The organism is Micrococcus sp. KRD077 (assembly GCF_017168505.1).
GTDB lineage: Bacteria > Actinomycetota > Actinomycetes > Actinomycetales > Micrococcaceae > Micrococcus > Micrococcus luteus.
Map to the genome: position 1 here is coordinate 1,838 of NZ_JABFAZ010000039.1, position 2,475 is coordinate 4,312.

Sequence of the window (2,475 nt, forward strand, 5' to 3'; positions counted from 1 at the left end):
GCTTTCGTTCGGGAAATGGCGGGGCGCGTGCGCCGTTTCCCGAACGAAAACGCCGTGGCGCCCGTCGGGGCGGCACCAGCGGCCGGAGGACGACGACGGCGCCCCGCCCTGCCGCCGCCCAGGGCCGCTCGGTAGCGTGGCCGGCATGAGCACGCAGCCCCCCGGTCTGACCACCGACTCCCCCGACTCCCCCGCCGACGATCCGGTCCGCGAGCCGTTGCCCACCGAGGCCCTGCCGATCGCGCCGGCCGGGCCCCGACCCGAGGAGCCGCGGGCCGCCGTCGAGCGGCTGCGCGCCGCCGCCCGCTCCCGCGCCGCCCACCCGCGCGCGGTGCGGGTGCGCCAGCTCAAGGGCCTGAAGCGGATGCTGACCGAGCACGCGGACCGGTTCGTCGCGGCGCTCGGCACGGACCTGGGCAAGCCGGCCACCGAGGCCCTGATCACGGAGATCGTCTCGGTGCGCTCCGAGGTGGACCACGCGCTGCTGCACCTGACCGACTGGATGGAGCCGCGGCCCGTGAAGCTGCCGCTGGCCCTGCGGCCCGCGAGCGCGGAGGTCCGGCCGCGGCCCAAGGGTCTCGTGCTGGTCATCGGCGCGTGGAACTACCCGGTGCAGCTCGCGCTCGCCCCGGTCGTGGGTGCGCTGGCGGCCGGCAACACGGTGGTGCTCAGCCCGTCGGAGAAGGCCCCGGCCACGGCGGCGGCGCTGCGGGAGCTGGTGTCGCAGTACCTGGACTCCGCGCTGGTCTCCGTGGTGGCGGGCGGCAAGGAGTGCAACACCGCGCTGCTGGCGGAGCCGTGGGACCACATCCTCTACACCGGCGGGGAGCGCGTGGGCCGGATCGTCTACGAGGCGGCGGCGAAGACCCTCTCCCCCGTGACGCTCGAGCTGGGAGGCAAGTCGCCGGCGGTGGTGACGCCGTCGCGGAACACGGGCGCGATGGCCCGCCGCATCGCATGGGCGAAGTTCACCAACGCGGGCCAGACGTGCGTGGCCCCGGACTACGTGCTGGCCGTCGGCGAGGCCGCGCTGCGCCAGGTGACCGCCGAGATCCCCGCCGCCCTGCGCGAGTTCTACGGCGACGACCCCCGCGCGTCGAAGGACTACGGCCGGCTCATCTCCGCCGAGCACGCGGAGCGGCTGCGGGAGATGCTCCAGACGGACCTCGACGCCGGCGCCGAGCTGCTCGTCGGCGGCGACGTGGATGTGGCAGGACGGTACATGGCGCCGACCGTGGTGACGGGCGTGCGGCCCGACGGCGCGCTCATGCAGGAGGAGCTGTTCGGCCCGATCCTGCCCGTGCTGACCGTGGACACCTTCCAGGACGCCCTGGACTTCATCGCGGAGCGCCCGCACCCGCTGGCCGCCTACCTCTTCACGGACCGGCCGAGCTACCACCGCGCGTTCGACGACCAGGTACAGGCCGGCGGCCTCGGCTACGACGTCGGCCTGCTGCACGCCGGCATCGCGACGCTGCCGTTCGGCGGGATCGGCGCGTCCGGGATGGGCGCGTACCACGGCATCCACGGGTTCGAGACGTTCTCCCACCTGCGCCCGTCCATCACGAAGTCGGACCAGGTGGACACGCTCAAGACCGCGTACCCGCCGTACGGGCGGATGAAGCGGGCGCTGCTGCCGAAGATGCTCTGAGGGGGCGGGGATCAGCGCTGCGGCCAGAAGCCGCGGCGGTCGTAGACCTCCGCGAGGACGTCGGCGCGGTCGGTCATGACGCCGTCGACGCCGAGGTCGAGCAGGCGCTCGATCTCCGCGGGCTCGTCCACGACCCACACGTGCACCGGCAGGCCCGCCGCGTGGCACCGCCGCACGAAGTCGGCGGTGGCCACGGGCACGCGGCCGTGCCGGACGGGCACCTGCACGCAGTCGACGTCGAGGGCGCACCGGCGCAGCCAGCGGGTCAGTCCCAGCGGGCCCAGCGTCACGAGCGCCGCGATGGCGGCCGCCCCGCCCGACGTCGCCACCCGCTCCGGCCCGTACGCCCGCTCGGGGTGGCCGAGGCGGGCGAGGGCGCGCCGGAAGAGGCGGCGCCGCGAGTCGTGGAACGAGGCGACGAGCACGCGGTCCCACGCGCCGTGCTCGGCGAGGATGCGGGCCAGGGCCGGGGCCGACGCGCGGTCCTTGAGGTCCACGTTCAGGCGGGCTTCGGGGAGCGCCGTGAGCAGCTCGGTGAAGCGCAGCAGCGGCTCCCCGCCGACCGTGACGTCCGCCAGCCGCTCCCACGTGTGGTCGCGCAGCCGGCCGCGGCCCGTGCTGACGCGGTCCAGAGTCTCGTCGTGGAACACGACGAGCTCGCCGTCCGCCGTGGTGCGCACGTCCAGCTCGAGGTAGGTGAACCCGGCGGCGTGGGCGTCCGCGAACGCGGCCAGGGAATTCTCCCGGTCGACGGCGGCGCCCCGGTGGGCGAACCCCAGCGGGTGGCCGCGACGGGCGGGGACGGAGTCGGTGAGGTAGGCGGG

The 2,475-nt window shown here is 75.2% G+C and carries 2 protein-coding genes; one reads left to right on the plus strand and one right to left on the minus strand.

The window, feature by feature from the left end:
- Window positions 1–145 precede the first annotated feature (145 nt).
- Entirely contained in the window at window positions 146–1,651 is a 1,506-nt protein-coding gene (locus tag J1M39_RS09650) for an aldehyde dehydrogenase family protein (protein WP_206496727.1), read from the plus strand.
- An 11-nt stretch (window positions 1,652–1,662) separates the two neighbouring features.
- On the opposite strand, the gene J1M39_RS09655 is transcribed toward J1M39_RS09650, so the two are convergent.
- Window positions 1,663–2,475, minus strand: an 813-nt coding sequence (locus J1M39_RS09655) for a glycerophosphodiester phosphodiesterase (RefSeq protein ID WP_241254089.1), incomplete at its 5' end; no start/stop codon positions are given.

Bases quoted from the DNA above. Each gene is read 5' to 3' on its own strand.
- J1M39_RS09650 (WP_206496727.1), top strand. From the start codon at position 146: ATGAGCACGCAGCCCCCCGGTCTGACCACCGACTCCCCCGACTCCCCC.